General features: G+C 56.8%; 17 protein-coding genes and 1 tRNA gene. 10 read left to right on the forward strand and 8 right to left on the reverse strand.

Translation table 11 applies throughout. The features are described 5' to 3' along the window. Positions 1 to 15: 15 nt before the first annotated feature. Complete coding sequence (locus tag ALB80_RS06745; RefSeq protein ID WP_050603262.1) at positions 16 to 552, reverse strand: LuxR C-terminal-related transcriptional regulator; 537 nt, start codon at positions 550 to 552, stop codon at positions 16 to 18. Between the two features lie 212 nt (positions 553 to 764). Here ALB80_RS06745 and ALB80_RS06750 point away from each other — a divergent pair, with 212 nt between their 5' ends. The 5 genes from ALB80_RS06750 to ALB80_RS06770 all read left to right on the forward strand — a co-directional run bounded on the left by ALB80_RS06750 (position 765) and on the right by ALB80_RS06770 (position 6,680). Next, complete coding sequence (locus ALB80_RS06750; protein WP_050603263.1) at positions 765 to 2,057, forward strand: helix-turn-helix domain-containing protein; 1,293 nt, start codon at positions 765 to 767, stop codon at positions 2,055 to 2,057. Positions 2,058 to 2,134: 77 nt separating this feature from the next. Further along, a complete protein-coding gene (locus ALB80_RS06755) occupies positions 2,135 to 2,515 on the forward strand; it encodes a response regulator transcription factor (protein ID WP_050603264.1) in 381 nt (126 codons plus the stop codon). Next, complete coding sequence (locus ALB80_RS06760; RefSeq protein WP_050603265.1) at positions 2,515 to 2,820, forward strand: hypothetical protein; 306 nt, start codon at positions 2,515 to 2,517, stop codon at positions 2,818 to 2,820. The genes ALB80_RS06755 and ALB80_RS06760 overlap by 1 nt, the downstream gene beginning before the upstream one ends. Then, on the forward strand, positions 2,820 to 5,498 hold the full coding sequence (locus ALB80_RS06765) for a sensor histidine kinase (protein WP_050603266.1): 2,679 nt from the start codon (positions 2,820 to 2,822) through the stop codon (positions 5,496 to 5,498). The genes ALB80_RS06760 and ALB80_RS06765 overlap by 1 nt, the downstream gene beginning before the upstream one ends. Positions 5,499 to 5,576: 78 nt before the next feature. Continuing rightward, on the forward strand, positions 5,577 to 6,680 hold the full coding sequence (locus ALB80_RS06770) for a FliM/FliN family flagellar motor switch protein (protein WP_050603267.1): 1,104 nt from the start codon (positions 5,577 to 5,579) through the stop codon (positions 6,678 to 6,680). Positions 6,681 to 6,684: 4 nt separating this feature from the next. Here ALB80_RS06770 and ALB80_RS06775 read toward each other — a convergent pair whose 3' ends face one another. Genes ALB80_RS06775 through ALB80_RS06790 form a run of 4 tightly spaced genes read right to left on the reverse strand, consistent with a single transcriptional unit; the run spans position 6,685 to position 8,875 of the window. Then, entirely contained in the window at positions 6,685 to 7,116 is a 432-nt protein-coding gene (locus tag ALB80_RS06775; RefSeq protein ID WP_050603268.1) for a TIGR01244 family sulfur transferase, read from the reverse strand. Positions 7,117 to 7,125: 9 nt separating this feature from the next. Beyond that, a complete protein-coding gene (locus ALB80_RS06780; protein WP_050603374.1) occupies positions 7,126 to 7,557 on the reverse strand; it encodes a DUF6691 family protein in 432 nt (143 codons plus the stop codon). Further along, positions 7,557 to 7,985 (reverse strand): YeeE/YedE family protein, encoded by a 429-nt coding sequence (locus tag ALB80_RS06785; RefSeq protein WP_050603269.1) that lies wholly within the window; start codon positions 7,983 to 7,985, stop codon positions 7,557 to 7,559. The genes ALB80_RS06780 and ALB80_RS06785 overlap by 1 nt, the downstream gene beginning before the upstream one ends. A 26-nt stretch (positions 7,986 to 8,011) precedes the next feature. Further along, entirely contained in the window at positions 8,012 to 8,875 is an 864-nt protein-coding gene (locus ALB80_RS06790; RefSeq protein WP_050603270.1) for an MBL fold metallo-hydrolase, read from the reverse strand. Positions 8,876 to 9,118: 243 nt separating this feature from the next. On the opposite strand from ALB80_RS06790, the gene ALB80_RS06795 reads away from it, so the two are divergent. Then, a complete protein-coding gene (locus ALB80_RS06795; protein WP_050603375.1) occupies positions 9,119 to 9,334 on the forward strand; it encodes a hypothetical protein in 216 nt (71 codons plus the stop codon). An 8-nt stretch (positions 9,335 to 9,342) separates the two neighbouring features. Here ALB80_RS06795 and ALB80_RS06800 read toward each other — a convergent pair whose 3' ends face one another. Beyond that, positions 9,343 to 9,561 carry a hypothetical protein gene (locus tag ALB80_RS06800; protein ID WP_050603376.1) on the reverse strand — a complete coding sequence of 73 codons (219 nt, stop codon included), beginning with the start codon at positions 9,559 to 9,561 and terminating at the stop codon, positions 9,343 to 9,345. A 152-nt stretch (positions 9,562 to 9,713) separates the two neighbouring features. On the opposite strand from ALB80_RS06800, the gene ALB80_RS06805 reads away from it, so the two are divergent. Next, complete coding sequence (locus ALB80_RS06805) at positions 9,714 to 9,980, forward strand: DUF2312 domain-containing protein (protein WP_050603271.1); 267 nt, start codon at positions 9,714 to 9,716, stop codon at positions 9,978 to 9,980. Positions 9,981 to 10,148: 168 nt separating this feature from the next. Beyond that, positions 10,149 to 10,234 (forward strand) — tRNA-Leu (locus ALB80_RS06810). A gap of 61 nt (positions 10,235 to 10,295) precedes the next feature. On the opposite strand, the gene ALB80_RS06815 is transcribed toward ALB80_RS06810, so the two are convergent. Both ALB80_RS06815 and ALB80_RS06820 read right to left on the reverse strand, forming a co-directional pair. Further along, positions 10,296 to 10,793: a hypothetical protein gene (locus tag ALB80_RS06815; protein ID WP_083445225.1), complete on the reverse strand. Its 498-nt coding sequence runs from the start codon at positions 10,791 to 10,793 to the stop codon at positions 10,296 to 10,298. Then, positions 10,786 to 11,538, reverse strand: coding sequence for a response regulator transcription factor (locus ALB80_RS06820; protein WP_083445218.1), 753 nt, complete (start codon positions 11,536 to 11,538; stop codon positions 10,786 to 10,788). Before ALB80_RS06820 ends, ALB80_RS06815 begins: the two co-directional genes overlap by 8 nt. A 602-nt stretch (positions 11,539 to 12,140) precedes the next feature. Between ALB80_RS06820 and ALB80_RS06825 the strand changes: the two genes are divergently transcribed. Together ALB80_RS06825 and ALB80_RS06830 are read left to right on the forward strand one after the other, a co-directional pair. Next, positions 12,141 to 14,435 (forward strand): hypothetical protein, encoded by a 2,295-nt coding sequence (locus ALB80_RS06825; protein WP_050603377.1) that lies wholly within the window; start codon positions 12,141 to 12,143, stop codon positions 14,433 to 14,435. A gap of 130 nt (positions 14,436 to 14,565) precedes the next feature. After that, complete coding sequence (locus ALB80_RS06830; protein ID WP_050603274.1) at positions 14,566 to 16,521, forward strand: type I secretion protein; 1,956 nt, start codon at positions 14,566 to 14,568, stop codon at positions 16,519 to 16,521. The last annotated feature ends 352 nt before the right edge of the window (positions 16,522 to 16,873 follow it).

Raw genomic sequence — 16,873 nt, forward strand, 5'->3', positions numbered from 1 at the left:
ATTGGGTGGGTCGGGTCACAGAGGCATTCCCGACAGCTTCGCAACCAGCTCAGACAACTTCCGCGCGCCGAACTTTTCAAGCAAGCGGGCACGATAGGCTTCGATCGTGCGAAAACTCAGCCCCAGTTCAGCGCCGATTTCTTTGGCCGACAAGCCGCGACAAGACAGGATGGCGACTTCGCGTTCACGTACCGTCAACTCAACCAAAGGCCGTTCTTCCGAGATGTCTGAAAAGCTCCAGATGCCGTGCCGGAACGGGTCGTCGGGGGTGAGTGAGCGGCCACGAGCACGGCACCAGAACAGATCGCCATCACGCCGCCGCATGACGCGTTCATCGGTGTAATATCCGGTGTCGCGCATCACCTGCAGGCTGCGCTCTCCGATCCGTTCCCAATCAGCTACCGAGGGATAGAGGTGCAGCAGTGGCATGTTGCGATAGTCCACTTCTTCTCCGCCGAACGTGCGCGCGAATTGCAGATTACAGCGCCGGATAATCCGATTTTCCAACTCTACAAGGCCGATAGGCGCGTATTCAAAGGCAGGGTCGCTCATTCACGTATCGTGCCGGGAAACCGCGCAGAAGAGAAGGGGTGAAGCAATATCTTGCACGATGATGACATACTGCGCTGTCGGAGAGTGCATTTTGATCGTGTAAAGGATGTAAATTGAACCTGAAAATTTTGAACTAAGTGGAAGAAATATATAGTATGTTTCGCAAATAATGCCTGGATGATCGGCTGGACGTTGGTCAGGAGGATGCAAACATGCGTGACACTTTGACTGGAAGCCGCATACGCGAGCGGCGGCAGATTGCCGGGCTCAGGCAGGCGGAATTGGCCCGTTTGGCAGGGATTTCAGCCTCTTATCTCAACCTGATCGAACACAATCGCCGTCGGATTGGGGGCAAGTTGTTGGTGGATATCGCCACAGCGCTATCGGTGGAACCTTCTGTGCTGACGCAGGGGATCGAGGCCACCTTGGTTTCAGCGCTGCGCGAAGCGGCGGAGGATGCGGTTGGCCAACAGGCCGAGCTGGACGGTCTGGAAGAATTCGCCGGACGCTTTCCCGGTTGGGCGGCGGTGCTGGCACAAATGCATCGCCGTGTCGTCTCGTTGGAACGCAATGTCGAAATACTGTCGGACCGGCTGACCCATGACCCCCAGCTTGCAGACTCGATGCACGAGGTTCTGTCAACCGCAGCCGCGATTCGGTCTACGGCCGCGATTCTTGCTGACACCGAAGATATCGAAGCGGAATGGCGCGAACGGTTTCATAAAAACCTGCATCAGGATGCCGAACGGTTGGCAGACAGTTCCAAGGCGTTGGTGACGTTTCTGGATGAAAGCGATACCGCGGTCGACCCGCGCGGTGTGCCGTTGGAAGAGGTTGAAGCGTTCTTCCAGACCCGTAATTTCATTTTCCCAGAGTTGGAGGACGGGGGTGAGGTCGATTCAGTTGATCTGGGCAACCTCAACACTGCTGCGGCCCGGGCTGTTGCGCGTGATATGTTAGAAACACTCCGCGCTGACGCCCAAGCCATGCCACTGGATGCAGTTGCTTCATTTGTTCAAGGCGAAGGCCCGGACCCGATTGACCTGGCACGTCACTTTTCTGTCGATATGGCGACGGCCCTCCGGCGCGTGGCACTCTTGCCCGAAAGTATCGTGTCTGAACCGGTTGGCATGGTGTTGTGCGATGCATCCGGCAGCATCTTGTTCCTTAAGCCGGTTTCGGGATTTGCCATGCCAAGACATGGCGAGGCTTGCCCCCTTTGGCCAGTATTTACCGCTCTGAACCGCCCATTGGTTCCGGTGCGCAAGCACGTTGTGCAAACTGGGCGGGCCTCGGCCACGTTCGAGTGTTTCGCCTATGCCTGGCCGCATACGGTAGCAGGATATGATCAGGATCCGGCCTATCGATCCGTCATGTTGGTGCGCCCCGTGCAGGAAACAACCGGCGACGCAGCAGTCACAAAGGTCGGGTCGAACTGCCGGGTCTGTCCCAGCAACACCTGCACCGCACGCCGCGAGCCGTCGATTTTGAGCGAAGGTTTTTGACACTTTCCTGACAGAACGCTTAATCTGGCTGTGACCGGCCTTGGGATGGGCGACCGGTCTTGGGAGGAATTGAAAATATGAGCCGTAAGGTTCTGCTGATCGAGGACGAGCCGAACATTGCCGAGGCAATCCGGTTCCTGTTGACCCGCGAGGGTTGGCAGGTCGAGATTCATGGCGATGGCACCGATGCGCTTCAGGTTATTCAGGGGGCTCAGCCCGATCTGGTTATTCTGGACGTCATGCTGCCGGGTAAAAGCGGCATGGATATTCTGCGCGATCTCAGAGAGATGGAAGAGCTTGCAAGCCTTCCGGTCTTGATGCTGACGGCGCGGGGGCAGTCGCGCGACAGGGAAATGGCGGAAAATGCAGGCGTCAGCCGCTTTATGACCAAACCGTTTTCCAACGCCGAAGTGTTGACGGCTGTGCGTGATCTTCACGCGCAGGCGACCCAAATGTAATGTCAGACGAGAGCGACAAAGGTCAGCCGCCAAATGTGAGACCCTCGCTTTTTCTGGAACGTCAAAGCTATCGCCGTCGCAGGCTGACCGATGCGGCCCGGCTTTTGCCGTTTCTTGGGGCGCTCTTGTTCGCGCTGCCGCTTCTTTGGCCGGACAAGTCCAGCGGTGATGCGGCCGTACCTCTGTCCTCAGCAATATTTTACATCTTCGTCTGCTGGGGCGCGTTGATCGTGATTGGCCTGATCTTCGGCTTTGTTGCGCGCCGTATGCGCACGCCCGAGGACCCTGATACAGGGGCCGAGTGATGGCCACTGTAAACGTTCTGATTCTGGTTTGTCTGGGCTACGTCGTCTTTCTGTTTGCCGTTGCGTTCGCTGCGGATCGCATGGCCGCGGCGGGGCGTGGGAAATGGCTGCGTTCGCCGCTGATCTACACATTGTCGTTGTCGATTTATTGCACCGCTTGGACCTTCTACGGCGCCGTGGGCAACGCTGCGCGGTCGGGGTTGGAGTTTGTCACGATCTACCTTGGCCCTACACTGGTCATGGTCAGTTGGTGGTGGGGGCTGCGCAAATTGGTGCGTGTGGGACGCAGCCAAAGAGTGACCTCTATCGCGGACCTGCTGTCGTCTCGCTATGGCAAATCAAACACGCTGGCGGTCTGTGTCACCATTCTGGCGGTGTTGGGCGGCACACCTTACATCGCGCTACAGCTACAATCGATTACGCTGTCTTTCTCGATCTTCGCCGAAGCCGATCCATCGGGCCTGTATCGCGAAGGGTCCAGCGTGTTCTGGGTTGCGGCTGGCTTGGCCGTGTTCGCCATCCTCTTCGGAACGCGAAATCTGGACGTGAATGAACGCCACCACGGGGTGGTCACGGCCATCGCGGTAGAAGCCGTCGTCAAATTGTTTGCGTTAATCGCGGTCGGCGTTTTTGTCGTATGGGGCATCGCTGGTGGTATCGCGCCCATGATGGAGCGGATCGACGCGTCGGAGATCGGGCAGTGGCATGTTGATGCCGGGCGGTGGACGACCTTCATTTTCCTGTCGGCGGCGGCCTTTATCTGTCTGCCGCGTATGTTTCAGGTGATGGTGGTCGAGAATGATGATGAAAGCCACCTGAGAACCGCTGCTTGGGCTTTTCCTCTCTATCTGCTTTTGATGAGCTTGTTTGTCGTTCCCATCGCAGTTGTGGGGTTGGACCTTTTACCAGAAGGGGCCAATCCAGACCTTTTCGTTCTGACCGTACCCCTGTCGCAGGGCAACGACTGGCTGGCAATGCTGTCTTTCATTGGTGGATTTTCGTCTGCAACCTCAATGGTCATCGTAACAGCCATGGCATTGTCCACGATGGTATCGAACCATGTCGTCATGCCCATTTGGTTGAACACGCAAGAGGGTACGGGCTCGGTCTCGGGCGATGTGCGCAATATCGTTTTGATGGCCCGCCGCGTGTCCATCGCCGTGGTGATGGCGTTGGGCTATTTCTACTACCGCCTGTCTGGCGGAGGTGCGGCGCTGGCGTCGATCGGGTTGGTCGCTTTTGCTGGGATTTCCCAAATTCTGCCCGCTTTGGTTGGCGGTCTGTTTTGGCGCGGGGCCACGCGAACTGGGGCTCTGGTGGGGCTGACGGTTGGCTTTGTGCTGTGGATTTACACTCTCTTGTTGCCCGGCATGAGTGGCGCGTCGATGCCAGAATCCGTGCTGCAGAACGGGTTGTTCGGCTTAGGCTGGCTGCGCCCGCAGGCTCTGTTCGGGATCGAAGGAATCGATCCGATCGTCCATTCCGTGATGTGGTCGCTGTTGCTGAACACAATCGCGTTTTGCGTGGCCTCATTGTTAAGCTTTCCCAGCCCGTTGGAGCGGTTACAGGGCGCGCAATTTGTCAATGTGTTCGATCATTCGGTCGCGCCACGTGGCTGGTCCGGATCGGTCGCGCAAAGCGAAGATCTGATGATCATGACCCAACGTATTCTGGGCACCGGTCCCGCGCAGGAGTTCTTTCAGGCCGAGGCCGAGAAACAGGGAGGGCGTTCGCACCTTCCCGAACCGACACCGGCATTCCTTGGCCGTTTGGAGCGTGAGTTGAGCGGGTCGGTTGGAACGGCCACAGCTCATGCGATGATCGGACAGATCGTAGGCGGCTCGTCGGTATCGGTCGAAGACCTGTTGGCAGTTGCCGATGAATCGGCGCAGCTGCTGGAGTATTCCAGCCAGCTTGAAGTGAAGTCGTCAGAACTCAGCCGGACGGCACGGCAACTGCGTGAAGCAAATGCCAAACTTACGCAGGTGTCGGCGCAAAAAGACAGTTTCCTAAGTCAGGTCAGTCACGAATTGCGCACGCCCATGACTTCGATTCGGGCGTTTTCCGAGATCATGCGCGACGCCGAGGGGTTGAGCGGGGACGAACAGACCAGATACGCCACGATCATCCATGACGAAGCGTTGCGCCTGACCCGTCTGCTGGACGATCTGTTGGACTTGAGCGTTCTGGAGAATGGTCAGGTCAACCTTAACATCAGCGATGACAGCTTGCGTTCGCTTCTGGATCGCGCGGTGTCCAGCGCACTGGCCGGGGCAGGTAGCAAGATCAGCGTGAGACGCGCACGCGCAGCAGAGCGGATTGTCTTGCACACGGACCTGGACAGGTTGGGGCAGGTATTCATCAACCTGATCTCTAACGCGCAAAAATACTGTGACGCGGAAGAGCCCGTCCTGACCATTTCTGCATATGACGTCGGCGGGCGCATTATCATTGATTTCATCGATAATGGTAGCGGCATTCCACCCGGTGCGCGCTCGATGGTGTTTGAGAAATTCGCGCGCGTTGGCGGCGACAAAGCCGGAGGGGCGGGACTGGGTCTGGCCATTTGCCGCGAGATCATGCAGCGGCTGGGGGGCGAGATCAGCTATTTGCCGGGGCAGGGCGGGGCAGCATTTCGAGTCAGTCTGCCATTGGCCCATCGACAGGCCGCGCAGTGACACGGTCATAAAGAACTTCGTAACGTCCGGCGGTGTACACCTGTTGCCAATTGCTGGAACAATTGGTGATCAGGCGACATGTCAGAAACCGTCAATGCCGCTTTGGCGCGGAAACTGTCCGTTGGGAAGAAGGATTTGGGCGACCGACCACGCTCGGGTTTACGGGCGCTGCGTTTGGGGTTCGCGCGGGCTGCGGGGGATCGCCTGAACTTGCCGCTCGCGGTGATCGGGGCCAAACAATCCAGCCGATCGGCGGAAGATCTTGGCGAAACGATTGGTCAGGACTGGCTGTTGTTGGTCTTTGAGGGGGTTGAAGGGCGCTCGGCGGTGTGTCTGGACCCGCATTTGGTGTCCGCCATCGTCCAGACCCAAACGATTGGCGAAGTGATGCCTGACGACCCGGCCCCACGGGTCTTTACCGATACGGATGCCGCTATGGCGGCACCCCTGATCGAAGCGGCGCTGACCCGATCTGCTGACCTGATCGATACGGTCGACGAACCGGTTTGTCTGGCCGGGCATGAATATTCGACACGCGCGGCAAACCTGCGCGAGTTGTCTCTGGCCATGACCCATGAGGTGTACCGCAGCTATGATCTGACCGTCGATCTGGCAAATGGGGTGCGGCAGGGGCACATATCGGTCTTTTTACCCGAAACATCCGCTGCGCTGGAGGTGGCTGAGCAGGATCTGGAACATTCCGGCCCACGGATTGAGCAATCCTCGGGCGTGGTGCGGGCTGACTTGAATGCAGCCTTGTGCCGGATGACCCTGCCTTTGTCCGCGCTGTCCGCGATGCGGATTGATGATGTTCTGCCTTTGCCTGGGGCGCGTCTGGATCGAACGGTGGTTCTGACAATTGACCGCACGCGGGCAGGAGTCGGTCGCCTGGGCCAATGCGGCGGTTTACGAGCCGTGCGTCTGAATGAACATGCCGCCCTACCTGCGCTCAGCGGTGCCGAGGCACAGGAATTCATTGAAAGCCGAGGAAGGCTTCGCCCGCAGGACAATGTGCAAGAGCCAATCACCAACACCATGGACATTTTGCCACCTGCGTCGATACCAGAAGGCACAGAGATCGTGCCGGATAATACGTTGATTGAAGATTCAGAACGGATGGTTGCCGAAATCTCTCACCTTGCCGGGCTGGACACACAAGAACCAGGAAGCAGGGAAGACTAGGGGCCTAGCCGGAGGTGCCGCGGAGTTGCTCCAGAGCCGGGCGCAGACCTTCCAACTGGTATCCGGCATCGGTCGTCGCGCTCAGGATGTCATCCGGACTCATGTGGTCGCATTGACCCAAGGCCCAGACGACCGAACACCGTGTACCCGATGCGCAATAGGCCAGCACAGGACCGCTGCAGCTTTCCGCCATATCGCGTTGCCGCTTCACATTTTCGGGCGACATGGTCTGATGGGTCAGTTCCAGCACTTCATACTCCATACCAGCAGCACGCACGGCATCTCCGATTGCGTCGGACTGCATGATGGAAGGTACTTCAACATTGGGCCGGTTGCAGATCACCTTGACGAAACCGGCAGCGGCTATCGCCGGCACATCCTCAACTGTGATTTGCGGCGATACGGCATAGCGGGGGGTGATCGGTCGAATCTCCATGCCATTTCCTTAGGCTGCGTTTGCAGCTCTGTCCAGTTGCGCGCCCAGCATTGGGGCCGCGAACATGCCTGCGATCATCGCGGCCAGAAAAACCAGACCGCCGAGCCCGCCATAACTCAGCGAGGCCATGGCCGGTCCAGGACACAGTCCGACCAGACCCCAGCCCATCCCGAACAGAACCGATCCTACAACCAACCTGCGATCCACTTCGGATTGGGCGGGGGGTGGAAAATCGTCCCCGATCAAAGCCTTACGCCCGATTGTCAATCGCCATGCGATCAACATCGGCAGGATGGCTCCGCCCATCACAAAGGCCAGGGTCGGGTCCCATTGGCCAAACACATCCAGCCAACCTTGAACCTTTGTCGTGTCGGTCATGCCCGAGATGAGCAATCCGGCCCCGAACAGTGATCCGGCAATCAGTGCAACAAAAAGGCGCATCAGATCAGCCCCCAAATATGGCGCAGCAGAACGAGGGTCACGCCTCCGGCAAGGATGTAAAAGACAGTGGCCACGATTCCGCGCAGAGAAAACCGTGAAATGCCGCACACTCCGTGACCAGATGTGCAGCCATTGGCGATACGTGTGCCGACGCCAACCAGCAAACCAGCTATGACAACAAGGCCCAAGTTGTTGGTAAGATGCGTTTGGACCTCGGGCGCGATTAGCGGGCGCAGCAGAATTGGCATACCGATCAGGCCAGCAACAAAGGCCAACTTCTCGGCCATCGTATCTCGGGCGCTACCGTCAACAAGGCCGCCCAGAATGCCGCTGGCGCCCATGATCCGGCCATTGCCAAGCAGGTAAACCGCTCCGCCCAGCCCAATCAGTAGACCGCCGCACAGGCCCCAAACCCAATCTATATTCATAAGGTTTATCCCTTTGCTAACACGCGTCAGAGTTTGTTGACCGGCAGTTTCAGAAAGACATCACCTTCCTCATCTGCCGGGGGCATCTGTCCTGCGCGCATATTGACCTGCAAAGAGGGCAAGATCAGGCGTGGCATGGCCAAGGTCGCATCACGTGCGTCGCGCATTTCCACAAACTCTTCGATGCTGCACCCCTGTCCGATATGGACGTTCAGCGCCTTTTGCTCGCCTACCGTCGTTTCCCACGCGTATTCTTCGCGGCCCGGGGCCTTGTAGTCGTGGCCTACATAGATGCGTGTCTCATCTGGCAGCGTCAGAATTTTCTGGATCGATTCATACAGGGTCGCCGAAGAACCACCGGGAAAGTCACACCGCGCTGTACCAAAATCGGGCATGAACAGCGTGTCGCCCACAAAGGCCGTGTCGCCAATGACATAGGTCAGGCAGGCCGGGGTGTGCCCCGGGGTGTGCAGCACGTCTCCGCGCATTTGGCCGATGTGAAAGCTGTCGCCTTCCGAGAACAATGCATCGAACTGGCTGCCATCCCTCTGGAATTCGGTTCCTTCGTTGAAAACCTTGCCAAACGTGTCCTGTACAGCGACGATCTGAGCGCCGATCCCGATTTTGCCGCCCAGTTCCTGTTGCACGTAGGGGGCAGCAGACAGGTGATCGGCATGAACATGGCTTTCCAGAATCCACTCAACCTTGAGTTCGCGACTGCGCACAAAATCGATGATCTGATCCGCTGACGTTGTCGCCGTCCGCCCTGAGGCATGATCGAAATCCAAAACACTGTCGATGATGGCGCAGGCGCGTCCTTGTGGTTCGTGAACAACGTAGGACACAGTAAAGGTCTGATCGTCGAAAAACGCTTTCACTGTGGGCGTCATGAGGTCCTCCGTTGCGGTTGCCAATATCATATATGTAAATTGGAATGTGACGCAACCGCCAATCTGAATTTGATGCGCATCAAGGCAGATTCGATTAAAATGGATTAAACCTTAGCCCATCTGCGCTGAATTGCCGAAATTACGTTTATGTCAGGCGAATTCTCGCACAAGTTTATGTTATTATCTGCGGGTCGCATTCCCGTTACCTATATCTGGAATACTGGCAACACCTGGGAGGATATTATGACAGCAAATGGTCTTTATTCCGAAGCAGAGCAGCTTGAACAAAAGCTCAGGAACGCGTGCTTGGATACGCGTTTGGCGCTTCAGCCGAGTGTGAGCAAAGTTGTTGACCGTATGCGGCGGCAGAGGATGCCTGTGCCATCTCGCCTGCGTCGACTGGACGCCGCGTTGTGCGAAGACGCGATGGAAGCGCAATTCGATAACTTACCTATCTGAACGGGCGGTCATCCGAAGGATATCCCGAGGATGACCATCATCAGTCCAATAACCGATAAGAACAATGAGGCCAGGTTCCAGGGAAGCACGCCCTGAACAACCGCGCGCAATTCGTCATCCGACAGACCGGCTTTGCGCGCTTTCATCACACGAAGAATACACCAGACAAGACCGCAGAGCCCGGCCAGAGAAAGGGCTGCACCGCCCCAGGTGATGAATTCGAACATGATGCCCCACATTTCCTCGTGAACCGACCCCGCGCTTAAAGGATCAGGGCAGGTCGTACAAGTGCGCCCTGGGGATTGGGTGCTTGCGACCCGGGCGGCAGCATTGTATCCGGCATCCTGCATCAGATTTTCAGCCTTTGGGAGAGACGCATATGGAAGACATCATCGAAGATCAGGCCGCCGCCAACTATCGCGTGACTGCAGGCGAGCTGCGCCAGTTCATCGAACGGTTCGAGCGTCTGGATGCGGAAAAGAAAGACTTGGCCGAGCAGCAAAAAGAAGTCATGGCCGAGGCCAAGGCACGGGGTTACGACACCAAGATACTGCGGAAAGTGGTCGCACTACGCAAGCGGGACAAGGACGACATCGCCGAGGAAGAGGCGGTTCTGGAGATGTACAAAGAAGCGCTGGGCATGTGAGCAGTTTCAAACCGGGGAGGGGCAGCGCCTCTCCCATTTCAGGTTGAGGAGTGTGGTTGTCTATTGATTAGGCTTCCGGCCACAATTCGCGGCTTTTGCGTCAAAGCGCATTGTTCTCATCCAGTTGTGATTGTAAGGAAACTGAAAGGCCCGACAGGGCTGCGCCGTGCGGGCGTGATGGAATGGTAGACATATCAGACTTAAAATCTGAAGGGCGTATGCCCGTGTGGGTTCGAGTCCCACCGCCCGCACCAGACCACCTTCTCGAAATCACCGAGTATCACAGGTACTTCAAGCGGACTCTGGGCGTCTGATTTATACCGGATAGCCCAGATCCTGGATCAGCTTCCAAATGTCCCGGTTTGCTGCCGACAGCTTCTGGACAACACTTTCTATCTCGCGCAGTGCCTCGTCATCTACGGTATCTTCGCGGCCGAGTTTGATGTCGGTTTTGCGATCCGCGATCCGCATCAAGATGGTCTTTGGGTTTCCGCTTTCGGGGTCGAATGAATAGATACAATGGTTGTACTTGTTACGGATGCCCGAAAGCTTTGTCAGGCGCTGTGTATGTGCAAGGATCGGGTCGCGGATCTGGGGCGGTCGTCCGTCCATCTTGGCCAACCGTTCGACCAGATCGATTCGCGCACGGGTGGTGTTCAGTGTCAGAAAGATTATGACAGACACATCTTTGGACGCCCCTGTCAGGCCCGCAATCAGGTGGATCAACAGGCTTTCGGTGTTGGTCCACATATAGTTCAACCTGCCCACCAAAAGGATCAGGTGGTCGAACCGGGTTTCGAATGTGTCAGTCAAGAGCGGACAGCTGCGCCGCATGAGGCGCGACCTCAAAAAAGAAATGAGCCGCAGCGGTCCGGTTGCTGACACCGATCTTGCCAACGACGTTGTGCATGTGCAGCTTGACCGTATGTTCGGTGATCCCCAGCTTGGCTGCGATCAGTTTGTTGCTTTTGCCGTGCGAGACCAGTTGTAGCACCTGTTTCTCGCGGCGCGTCAGCTTGGAGTAGCGCGACTGCAGCTCGCTGCCATTTGGCGCGGGCGGTGGCGACTGTATCGCATTGGGCAAGGGGGTCTGCTGTGTGACGGCCACGCAATCAGCCAGGAAGCTCGGCAAGTACAACTCTTCATGCATCAACAGTCTGAGGATTGCGCGCCATGCATCTGGTGCAACGTTCATCGGCAGAAACCCGATCTCGCCCAACTGCGTGCGATCCCATCCCTGAAACAGACGCCGGGCCGGTTCCTCTTTGCGGTAGGCAATGGCCAGACAGCCCGAACCTGTACATTTGGTATAGGCTTTGGGACGCGACAGCAGATCATCAATCATCATCTGGTCGACAACGATGATCTTGCTTCCGGCCGGGTCTTGGTCGCTCATTGCCTCAAGCGTTTCGAACCGCTTTGCGCGCACGCCGAACTCGGTCTGGACACTTCTGAGTGTTTGATTGGAATAGAAGAGTTCTTTCCCAATAAAGACGATCGATAACTCTTCGGAACAGATGCTCTGACTGGAAGTTTCTTTCAAACAAGACTTACTCATTATTGCCCCCTACAAAACAGGCGTAACCAGAAATTGAGTAATTCAAAGGAGATATTCGGAATAAAAAACGTTAACTAATCAATTAATTACACATGTCTAATCGTAACTTAAATCTCGAATATTTACAACCTGATGGTGCAAGATTGGCTCTGATATCCTAGAACTATTGGTTAGGTTTTTACACCTCGCTTTGTGTAACCATTGGAAACAATGGTATTATTTTTTTGAAAGTATCTTTGTCTAGAACCTGAGCGCCGATCAGGTTTCTTTTTTGGTGTTTTCTAAAAATAGTGAACAAAATCAAGGTTAAGGCGGCAATAATACTTTCAGTCAGCTAGCCGCAGGCTTTCGTCGCTGCGAACATGGTCAAGCTTCAATTTATGAAGTGTCTGTCCCTGACGTGACCAATCCTTGCTTATTTCAGCTTTGTTTTTAGGGGGTCACGCTTTCGGTTTAACCGGGAAAGGAGGTGGCTTCGAATAAACACGCAACGTCCGCATTCAGCGCTTGTCTCGCTGCGTGTGGTTTATTTTGTTTCAACCGCGCCTGATGCCGCTTTGTAGATGAATGGCGGTCTGGCGTTCCAGAAATGGGATTTTGTCATGAGACGCAATACGAATAATACCAATGTAACGACCGTCGATGAAATTAACGTCGAAAACCTGGATGCTCCGGTCAATGTTGAAATTCCTGTAGAGGAAGCCTTTGTTGAGGCCGATCTGACAGCGCAACAACAGCAGCAAGATCAGAATGTCGACAACTCGAACGATCAGGGTCAGGATCAGGACCAAGGTCAGGATCAGGGCCAGGAACAGGGTCAGGAACAGGGTCAAGACCAAGGTCAGGACCAGGGCCAGGATCAGGGTCAAGACCAGTCGCAGACGCTGGATGCTGGTGATGACAGCAACGACAACTCGAACAACAACGCCATCAATATCGATTTTGGTGGTGGTGAGTGGATTCCGCGTGACGATGACCAGGTCGATCTGGATCTTGGAGACTCGGCAACAGTTGGTGATGTGATCACCGCAGGCCGCGACCTGACCTATGATCCCGGCGATGACATGAATCTGGACATCTCGATGGATGGTGCCGGTACGGCCATGTCATCCGTCAACAACCAGGTTGCCAGCTTAAGTGATGATGACACACTGGATTCAGCGACCGTGTCGAACAATGCGGGCTTTACCCAGAACGGCAACGCCAATGGCGGTACTGCCACGGCAGCTGAAGGTATCAGAGCGAATGCGGATGGAGGAAACTCTGGCGACGGAGGCACCACGGTTGGTGGCGCGGCAGACTCGTCAACATTGGGCAGCCATGCCTGGGCCGCTGGTGGCGATACCGGCAGTGCTGACGGGGACTCGGACGGCGGAAACGGAGGCTCTTCGGGTGACGCGTCCAACTCAAGCATGGGCGTGGGGACATCCGAAGCCGGCGCGACGGGCGACAGCTCGGGCGGCAATGGCGGTGCTGCTGACAGCTCGTCTTCTTCGGACAACGATGGCAGCACGAGCGCCGATGGCGTTGGTACTGGCGGTGCCGGTGGCAGCTCGGACTCGTTTGGTCTGGGTCTGGGGCTTGGCCTGTCAGGTGCAAGCTCATCGGGCAACGCAGATGGCGGCAACAGTGATTCCGATTCAACCGGAACCGGTACCGGTACGGCGGACAATGCCACGGATGCGTCCGGATCAGACGGCGGTGACGGTAGCGCTGCGACAGAAGGTTCAGCCTCGAACACCAGCGACAGCGACACCGAAGCCAATAACGCCACTGCGGGTGATAACACTGCCGATGGCACGGCAGACAGTGGCGCGGACAGCTCGGCTGATGGCACAGGCGGTGACGGAACCGGTGGTGACGGCACCGGCGGTGATGGAACCGGTGGTGACGGAACAGGTGGTGACGGAACCGGTGGTGACGGCGAAGGTGGCTTTGCCGCGTTGCTTGAAGCCGCGATCATGGAACTGCAGGAAGAGCTTGGCATGATTGATGCCGAACCCGGCGAAGGCGGTGACGGAACCGGCGGCGACGGAACCGGAGGAGATGGTTCTGGCGGTGATGGTACGGCTGGCGATGGCTCGGGTGGCGATGGTTCCGGTGGAACAGCGGACGCAACTTCCGACGCCCAGGGCGTTGGTGATCAGTCGGCAAGCGGACCGGATATCGACCAGAGTCCAGGTGACGTGAACGGTTCAGCCAGCAACTCGCAAGCCACGGATGGCAGCGGCGGTGACGGCGGTTCGAATACAGCCGACGGCGCAGCAGATGCAATGGGTTCCGGTACATCGGCTGCTGATGGTGACGGTGGAGCAGGTGGCAGCACAACTCCGACGTCTACCTCAAGCGGTACCGGTGCGGGATCTGCTGATGCGGCCAATACCGCAGGTGATGGCGGAGCCGCTGATGTATTCGGAGATGCGGACACCAATGGTGCCGCTGACAGCTTGGCCGAAGCGATTGCCGGATATGGTGGCGCGGGTAGCTCTGACAACGATGCGACCTCGACCGGATCTGGTGACGCAACGGGTGCAGCCAACTCGGGTGCTGGTGGTGCCGGTGGCGCGTCAGCCGCAAATGGCGGAACCAGCGGAGCCTCGATGGGCAGCGCAACCTCGGGTGACACCATGGGTGGCACCATCACGGGCGGCAGCGCGGCCGGGGCCTATTCCGGCGACGGTGGAGCAGGCGGCAATGGCGGAACGTGGGGCGCGAACAATGGTGGCGATGGTATCGTGACCGGCGAGTCCTATGCCTCGGCAGCGGCAGTGGTCGATACTTCAGCCTTCAATCAGTCGATCATTATGGGTGCCAACGTGCTTGGCAACTCGGTCGATACGACCATGGTTGGCGGCTCGATGAACGTTTCGTCTGCAAGCGACGACACTGACGTTTAAGTCAAATAGCGGGGTTCGTATTTTCGGGCCCCGTTGATCTTTCAAAACTGCCGAGGCCGTAAATCGCGGCCTCGGCCCAACTGACCCAAAGCGGAAATTTTTGCCGGCACGGGTATAAAGGAAAACCGACATGGCCCTTGACAGTATTTCTGAAACGATAGCGCATTTTGTTGGAACTTTTGAGCTTACAATCGAACAGTCCCGGCTGAGGGACCAGTACGAGGAATTTACAGCGCTGAGGCGCAAAGCCGAAATTGAGGGGCTGGAAGATCCGGCCTCGATCCATATCAAGGCAGATTTGGATATTCCTGCGGGCGTGTACAAAGCTCTGCCCTACAGCTTTCAACCTTCTGACCCCGAAATGCCGCTGCCGAATGCGCCCAGTGTGCCGGTGTCGGAATCGGTGATTATTGTCGACGGCCCCGGGCAACCCGTTCGTTTTGTGCCAGAGAGCGAAATAGGCGATACTGGCCCGTCTTCCTTTGTCGAATTGATCATTCTACCGCCAGAAACAGTGCCGTTGGGATCAGCAGTAACCGTCACCGTGCAGACTGTTTTCATGCGCGACAATGACGTTGTGGGCGAGGGCGACTTTCGGGATCCCGAGGCGCTTATGGCCCAGGGTAAGCAGATGCTGGACATGGCGCTGTCGCTGCACGCCGTTGCCGCGCCATCTTTTTCACTCGCGGACTACCAATCGACGGAAATGCTCGACGCGCTTGCCGAACAGATGACGACCCCGATGACCTCAGACATAGAGGGCGTGACGGTGCACCAGTTTCACGGCAGTGAAGCGTTGGGTGTGATCGTCAATGGCGAACACGTGGCAGACGCACCGGTATGGAAAGACCTGTTACCCGAATTCCACCAGCCCGAAGATGCAAGTGACTCAGCTGAACTTCCGTTTCCTGATGAATGGGATCAGTCAAAAGACCCTGAATTTGATGATGGGCATTTGGTCGTGACCGGCGGCAACGTGGCAATCAATGCAATGGCGGCGACTGTCGCCTGGGTGGATGCCCCAATCATAGCCGTAGGAGGGCAGGCGGTTAGCCTGACGGCCATTAGCCAGGTCGCTGTTGTTTCCGACTGGGATCAAGGTGCTCCGGGAACAGGCAGTGGCACCAACATCGTGCAGACGTCGCAAATCGAGGTCGAATCCAAAACAGCACCTTGGCTTGGTGCAACGTCAGGCGCTGCGGGTGCGGCACCGATTGTTATCGTCGACCATGTTCAGGGTGATCTGGTTGTCGCGAATTTCATCAAGCAGGATATCGACGCTACAGATATCGACCAAATCGAGACCGAGATTTCAGCTTCGTCGACCGTGTACGCGCTGGGCGACAACGAAATGTACAATGTCTCTGACCTGATCCAGCTGGGCAATTACTATGATGTGATCATCATCGACGGAAACATGATCTCGGTAGACGTTGTTAACCAGACGATCGTGTTGGTGGATGACGACGTCATCAGCGGCGGCATGGACCCGGCAGCGGACGGAGACGAGGCCGGGGACGACGAAAATCTGGTCATGAACGAAGCCTCTGTCAAAACGGTAGGGGACGATACCTATCAGGACATGTCCCACGAAATGTCTGACACTATGGCACTGGCTGAAGACGACATAGCTGCGCTTGAGGATGCGTTGTTGAATGATCCCAATTTCGCTGGAATGGAGCAGATACGCGTTCTCAAAATCGACGGAGATCTGTTGCAGGTGAACGTCGTCGAACAGACCACCGTAATGCAGGATCAGGATGACATCGAACTGTCCGGCCCTGATGCGCCCCAGACACAGGTGGTGGCTGGCAGCAACGCCCTGTTGAATAGCGCAAGTGTGACCAAGATGGGTGTGGATTCGACAATCATGGCCGCCAACGGGGCATATTCCGATCTGATGCTGCATCAGGCCAGCTTGCTGGATATGCCGAACAACGAAGACATAACGACAATGACCAATGAAGCCATCGCCGCCATAATGAGCGATATGAGCATCGCGCAGCCTGATGCTGCGTTGGCTTTGACCTCTCCAACAACCGATCCCACGACCAACGACGATGGCCTGCAAACCTTGCTGGCCTGATTTTTCCTGTATTTTTACCGAGTGACCAAAAGGTTAATAAATGTCGATCGTATTCACGTCGCGCCGCCCGTATTTGTCCAGCCCGCTGGACAGGCAGGGCGGAGGAGGGCCGCAAATCCAAAGTCTTGGCGAAAGGGTAAGACCCGCGCCCCAAGGACCAAGACCGGCACCACGTTTGCATCTGACACAACAGATGCGTGTGTCAGACCCGGACCCGAACACTTCAGTTGAATCTGAGACAATGAAGCAATCCGAAGAACAACACCACTCACGCGAAGAACGGCGCGCTGATCCTCCCCATCGGCGTGCGCAGCCGCGACCCGCTCAGGACAAGGACCCGGCGGGTGGCGGC

The organism is Ruegeria sp. 6PALISEP08, assembly GCF_001238295.1.
GTDB lineage: Bacteria > Pseudomonadota > Alphaproteobacteria > Rhodobacterales > Rhodobacteraceae > Ruegeria.